Origin of the sequence: Methylobacterium sp. WL7, from assembly GCF_008040085.1 — a bacterium.
Taxonomy (GTDB): domain Bacteria; phylum Pseudomonadota; class Alphaproteobacteria; order Rhizobiales; family Beijerinckiaceae; genus Methylobacterium; species Methylobacterium mesophilicum.
Genome location: NZ_VRVG01000208.1, coordinates 1 through 5621, shown reverse-complemented (window position 1 = coordinate 5621; position 5621 = coordinate 1). Strand labels below are relative to the sequence as shown.

Sequence of the window (5621 nt, the reverse complement as noted above, 5' to 3'; positions counted from 1 at the left end):
GGCGGCGGGGGGTGCAAGACGGAGGGCCAGCAGCGCGCGCACGGTTGCGCTTGCGTCCGGGGTCCGGAGAGTGGTCAGCTTCCGCCCTGTGCCATGCGGGAGAGGCGGACCATGACCATCGAACCGGAGACCATCGCGATCCGCCCGATCGGCCCGGAGGATCGGGCGGCGTGGCTGCCGCTGTGGCGGGGCTACCAGGCCTTCTACAAGGTCGAGATCGCCGAGGCGGTCACGGATTGCACCTGGGCCCGCCTCAACGACCCGGCCGAACCGGTCGACGGCGCCCTGGCCTGGCGGGGGGCCGAGGCGGTCGGACTGGTCCACCACATCCGCCACCGCTCGGCCTGGACGATCGGCGATTACTGCTACCTGCAGGACCTGTTCGTGGCGGACACAGTCCGTGGCGCGGGAATCGGCCGTCGGCTGATTGCGCATGTCTACGAGGCCGCAAAAGCCGCGGGCTGCTCCCGTGTCCATTGGTTGACCCACGAGACCAATACCGACGCAATGCTGCTCTACGACCGGATCGCGGAGCGGTCGGGTTTCGTGCAGTACCGGAAGATCGTCTGAATCCTTCGCGCCTGCGCCTCGCTTGTGTGGCGAAGCACGCAAGCGAGGCCGTTTTCTCGGCATAGCGGGAACCGTCAAGTTCGCGGCCAAGTTATCGCCGCAAACAGGGGATTTCGGCACCTCAGCGCTGCCGAACACGACGGACCACCGGTCATGCATCAGGCTCGCACGCGTCACGATTTCGGCCGCAAGAACATCGCCGTCCTGGCCGCGCTCGCCGTCTCGGCGATGGTCGCCACCCCGTTCGTGATGAGCGCCAGCCGCGCGCTGGCGACCCCGGAGGAGCCGACCGTCACGGCGAGCCTGCGGATCGAGCCGGTGGAGATCTCCCCCGTGGCGGCGCCCAAGGAGGCGGCCCCCTGCCTGCGCAAGGTGCGGGTCGTCTACAGCGGCTACAGCAACCCGGCCGATGCCTGCACCACTCGCTAGAGCATCGTTCCGAACGGTGGCCGCCGGCCTTCGGAAACAGACGATGTCAATCAAGATGCCAGCGCATCATGCCGGTTCCGACATCCGGCACGAGGCGCGAAAGCGCAGCCTTAAGGACCCTGACGCTCCGGTCGGGGCTCGGTCTTAGGCAGCGCCGTGCGTCGGAGCCTCGCCGGCCAGGCGCTTCAGGTGAAGCTCCTCCAGGTCGATCTCCCCTTCCAGGGCCCGCAGCACCGAGCTGTGGATGCGGTTCTCCCGGTGCAGGGCGATCAGCGCCGAGCGCCCGGACCGCACCGCCAGCAGCGCGGCTGCGAAATGCTCGGTCTTCTCGGCGGCCAGGGCCCCGCGCTCGTCGCGATCCCGGGAGGATGCCCGCACCCGCCGACGGTATTCCTCCACCAGACGCGGATGCTGCAGGGCGCCGGACCCGGGCGCCACCAGCCGCTGAAGGGCACCGAGCCCGGCCTCGTTCATCACCACCCGGGCCATCGCGGCGTCGAGATGGCCCTCGGGGAGGCTCTGGCGCGGGTCGAGGCGCAGCCACCGGATCAGTGGTCCGAGCGACGTACCCTGGATCAGGACGGTGAACAGGATCACCGCGAAGGCCGCCACCAGGATCGCGTCGCGGCCCGGGAAGTCCACCGGCAGTGCCAGGGCGGCGGCGAGGGTCACCACCCCGCGCATGCCGGCCCAGCCGATGATCAGCGGCACCCGCGGGTCCGGGCGGGGCTCCTGGGCGCGAACCCGGGCCGACAGGGTCCGCCGCAGGTAGACGGCGGGGAACACCCAGAGCAGCCGCGCGGTCACGCATGCCACCGTGACGGTGACCGCCAGGGGCAGGCCCGTGGCGAGTGCGCCGAGGTCGCCCCCGGACCGGGCCAGCACGCCGCGCAGGGCCAGCCCGATCAGCACGAAGACCAGGGCCTCCAGCACGAAGACCACGAATTCCCACACCGAAACGGCGTGACGCCGGACATGGGCATCGAAGGTCTCGTGCTCGCGCCCGCCCATCATCAGCCCGCAGGCGACCACGGCGAGCACCCCGGAGGCGTGGATCTCCTCGGCGGCGAGGTAGGCGGCGTAGGAGGCCAGAAAACTCAGCACCGCCACGGCGTTGGCGTCGTGCAGGCGCCGCACCAGCGCGTTCACCGCTAGGCCGCAGGCGAGCCCGACCGCGACGCCCGCCACAGCCAGCCAGGCGAAGCTGCCCCCCGCCGCCCAGGCGCTGAAGCTGCCGGTCAGCGCCGCCGCAACGGCGAACCGGTAGAGCACGAGGCCGGAGGCGTCGTTGACGAGACTCTCGCCCTCCAGGACCGTGACCATCCGGCGGGGCAGGGCGACCCGGGCCAGCACCGCCTTGGCGGCGACCGCGTCCGGAGGCGACACGATGGCGCCGAGCGCGAAGCAGGCGGCCCAGGGCAGGGCCGGCACCACCGCGTGGGCGACGAGGCCGACCACCAGGGTGGTGAACAGCACCGCGCCGAGCGAGAGCGACAGGATCGCGCCGAGGCTTGCGCGGAAGTCGCGCCAGACGGTGAAGTAGGCCGATTCGAGCAGCAGCGGCGGCAGGAACAGGACCATGATCAGGTCCGGATCGAGATCGAAGGCCGGCAGGCCCGGCGCCACCGCCAGCGCCATGCCGCCCAGCACCAGGGCGGCGGCCGGGGGAAACCCCAGCCGCCCGGCGATCAGAGACAGCAGCAAGGCCGCCCCGAGGAGCGCGAGGATCAATTCGAACAGGGCAACGGGCGTCATCGATTAGTTTCGGCGCTGAAGTTTCGGCAAGCTCGGCCATTCTAAGCAGGTTTCGCCGGGCTGCCGAACGTTTTCGCCGAATCCTGCCGATGAAGCGGGTGATCGCCGCTATGCCGCCAGATCACCGCCGCATCAGCGAGCGATCGAGGAGCCCGGACGCGCGACAGCCGGCAGGGGATCAGTCCCGAAGACGATCCTCCAGCGCCGGCGGGAGACCGCCCTGCCGGGTCATGAGGCGATCGAAGGCGGCGAGATCCGCTCGCGCCCCGCGTTCGGCGAGGAACGCCGCCGACGTGATGGCCGAAAGCTTCTTGGCCACGGCCGTTGCGACGAATTGATCGAGCGTGGTCCCGCCTTCGCGGGCGATCCGCTCGGCCGCATCGGTCAGCCCATGGGGCAGGCGCACCGTAACGTCGCGATCCATCCTTCAGCCTCTTTGCAGGACGTCGCTCGGACTGGCGACGGCGATCCCGAAGCCCAACGGGGCGGCCCCGAAATCCGCCCTGTTGAACGTGACGATCGCGTCGGCCCGTCCGTTGACCGCCACTTCGAGCACCATCTCGTCCGCAGGATCCCGCAGCCGCGGCCACCAGAGATAATGGATCACGACGGGCTCCGCGAACAGGGCCAGCACGTTGAGGACATTGCCGACATCCGCCGCGGAGATCCGGGCTGCCCGCAGATGCTCCGGCCGCAGGGCGACGGCCTCATATTCGAGGAACAGCGGGACGCTCAAAAGCATCCGGAACTCGCCTGCCCTGATCCGGCGCAGCAGCGCAGCCGAACCGCCCGCCGGGCTTCGCAGCGCGGCCACGAGGATGTTGGTGTCGAGGACCAGACGCATGCATGGGGTCGAGTCGGTGTGAGCGGCCCCGTACAGTACCCTACAGCGCCCCCTCCCGCACCGCGCCCGGGTCGGCCAGCGCGTGGAGGATGCGGGCGGCGCTGTGGGCGAAGCGGAGGGTGACGGCCTTGCGGCGGGGGCCGCTGAGCGGGTGCTCCGGCGCCTCCCGCAGGATGCCGGCGCCGTAGCCGTCGGCGACGATCAGGCCGCACTCTTCCGGGATCAGGGATTCGGGCACGTCCTCGGGGATGGCGAAGAAGAACCGGTCGCAGAAGTCCCTGTAATCAGGCCACTTTCTGTCGGCGCGGAAATCCGCGACGCTCGACTTGATCTCCACGATGGTGAGCCGGCCGGCGCCGCACAGGGCGATCACGTCGGCGCGGCGGCCGTTGACCAGGGAGAATTCCGGCAGGGTGACGCAGCCCATCTCGGAGAACAGGCGGCGCACGCCGCGCTGGATCCGCAGGGCGGTGGGCGATTGCCGCCGGTCGGGGGGCAGGATCGTGGCGCCCGCCGGGAGCGCGGGGAGGCCGAGGGAAGCGGACATGCGGTTGCGGGATTCGCCTGTGTCGAATCGGGACATCCTGCCGAAACGCGGCCGATCCGTCACCTGCGGCGCGGGATCGCCCCCGGCCCATCGGCAAAACATCCCTGTGACTGCAGAGACTTAAGCCAGGAACGACCGGATCGCGGCAAACCCGTCGGTGAGCGCGGCGGGGCCCGGCTGGAGGATCAGCGGGGCCTTGATCTCGTGGATCCGGCCGGTCCGCACCGCCGGGATCGCGTCCCAGCCGGGGCGGGCGCGGATGCGATCGACGTTGACCTTCTTGCCGCACCAGGAGGCCAGGATCACGTCGGGGGCGGCGGCGATCACCTGGTCGGCGGTGACGATCCGGTCCTTCGCGGCCGGCTGTCGGCTGAGTTCGGGGAACACGTCCTGGCCGCCGGCGAAGCCGATTAATTCGGAGATCCAGCCGATTCCGGAGATCATCGGCGCGTCCCACTCTTCGAAGTAAACGCGAAGTCTGGGCCGGGTCGGGGCCTGTGCGGCGGCGGAATGCAGGGATTCTTCGAAGAACCGCGCGAGCGCGTCGGCCCGCTCCGGGACCCCGACCAGGGCCCCCAGGGTGCGGACCATGGCCAGGCAGCCCGCCACATCCCTCTGGTTGAACAGGTGCACGGCGACACCCGCGCGGGCGAGATCGGCGACGATGTCGGCCTGGAGGTCGGAGAACGCCAGGACGAGGTCCGGCGCCAGCGCCAGGATTTTTGGGAGGTCGGCGCTGGTGAAGGCCGAGACCCGGGGCTTCTCCCGCCGGACCCGGGGCGGGCGCACCGCGTAGCCCGAGACGCCGACGATCCGGTCCTCCTCACCCAAAAGGTACAGGGTCTCGACGGTCTCCTCGGTGAGGCAGACGATGCGCTCCGGCGGGAAGCGGCGCATCAGCGGGCCGGCCGGATCACCGGTCGAGCCAGGCGAGCAGCCCGGCCCCGGGGGCGAGCAGCACGAAGGCCCAGACCAGGGCCGAGGCGACGTTGGCCAGCTGGAACGGCAGCCGGGCCAGACCGAGGGTGCCGGCGAGCAGCGGCACCAGGGCCCGGGCCGGCCCGAAGAAGCGCCCCAGCGCCACCGCGGCGATGCCCCAGCGGCCGATGAAGCGTTCCGCCTTGGCGACGAGGTCGGGGTAGCGCCGCAGGGGCCACTTGGTGCGGGCGCCCGGCCCGACCCAGCGCCCGGCCTCGTAGGAGAGCCAATCGCCCAGGGCGGCCCCCAGGGCGGCGGCGCCGATCACCGGCCAGAGCGGGATGTCGGCCCCCCCGACCAGGGCGCCGATGCCGATCAGGATCACGGTGGCCGGCACGAACAGCGACAGGATCGCGATCGACTCGCAGAAGGCGAGCCCCCCGGCGATCAGCGGCGTCCAGACCTTGTGCGCCTCGACGAAGGCGAGGGTCGAGCTGCGCAGGGCTTCGATGTCCATCGGGCTCGGGGGGCGGCGGGGCGACCCGCCCCATCTGAGGC

General features: G+C 71.0%; 8 protein-coding genes. 2 read left to right on the top strand and 6 right to left on the bottom strand.

The window, feature by feature from the left end:
* The first annotated feature begins 111 nt into the window (after positions 1-111).
* Both FV233_RS27900 and FV233_RS27895 read left to right on the top strand, forming a co-directional pair.
* Positions 112-570 (top strand): GNAT family N-acetyltransferase, encoded by a 459-nt coding sequence (locus FV233_RS27900; RefSeq protein ID WP_147855524.1) that lies wholly within the window; start codon positions 112-114, stop codon positions 568-570.
* A gap of 153 nt (positions 571-723) precedes the next feature.
* Positions 724-999, top strand: coding sequence for a hypothetical protein (locus FV233_RS27895; RefSeq protein ID WP_147855525.1), 276 nt, complete (start codon positions 724-726; stop codon positions 997-999).
* A 144-nt stretch (positions 1000-1143) separates the two neighbouring features.
* On the opposite strand, the gene FV233_RS27890 is transcribed toward FV233_RS27895, so the two are convergent.
* From FV233_RS27890 to FV233_RS27865, 6 genes are all read right to left on the bottom strand, one after another.
* Positions 1144-2754, bottom strand: coding sequence for a Na+/H+ antiporter (locus FV233_RS27890; protein WP_147899462.1), 1611 nt, complete (start codon positions 2752-2754; stop codon positions 1144-1146).
* Between the two features lie 178 nt (positions 2755-2932).
* A complete protein-coding gene (locus FV233_RS27885; RefSeq protein ID WP_147855527.1) occupies positions 2933-3178 on the bottom strand; it encodes a toxin-antitoxin system HicB family antitoxin in 246 nt (81 codons plus the stop codon).
* 3 nt (positions 3179-3181) lie between these two features.
* A complete protein-coding gene (locus tag FV233_RS27880; protein WP_147855528.1) occupies positions 3182-3598 on the bottom strand; it encodes a putative toxin-antitoxin system toxin component, PIN family in 417 nt (138 codons plus the stop codon).
* Positions 3599-3638: 40 nt separating this feature from the next.
* On the bottom strand, positions 3639-4145 hold the full coding sequence (locus FV233_RS27875) for an MmcB family DNA repair protein (protein ID WP_147855529.1): 507 nt from the start codon (positions 4143-4145) through the stop codon (positions 3639-3641).
* Positions 4146-4265: 120 nt separating this feature from the next.
* Positions 4266-5042, bottom strand: a complete 777-nt coding sequence (locus FV233_RS27870; RefSeq protein ID WP_147855530.1) for a cobalamin-binding protein — start codon at positions 5040-5042, stop codon at positions 4266-4268.
* Positions 5043-5058: 16 nt separating this feature from the next.
* Complete coding sequence (locus FV233_RS27865) at positions 5059-5580, bottom strand: DedA family protein (protein ID WP_147899461.1); 522 nt, start codon at positions 5578-5580, stop codon at positions 5059-5061.
* Between the last annotated feature and the right edge of the window lie 41 nt (positions 5581-5621).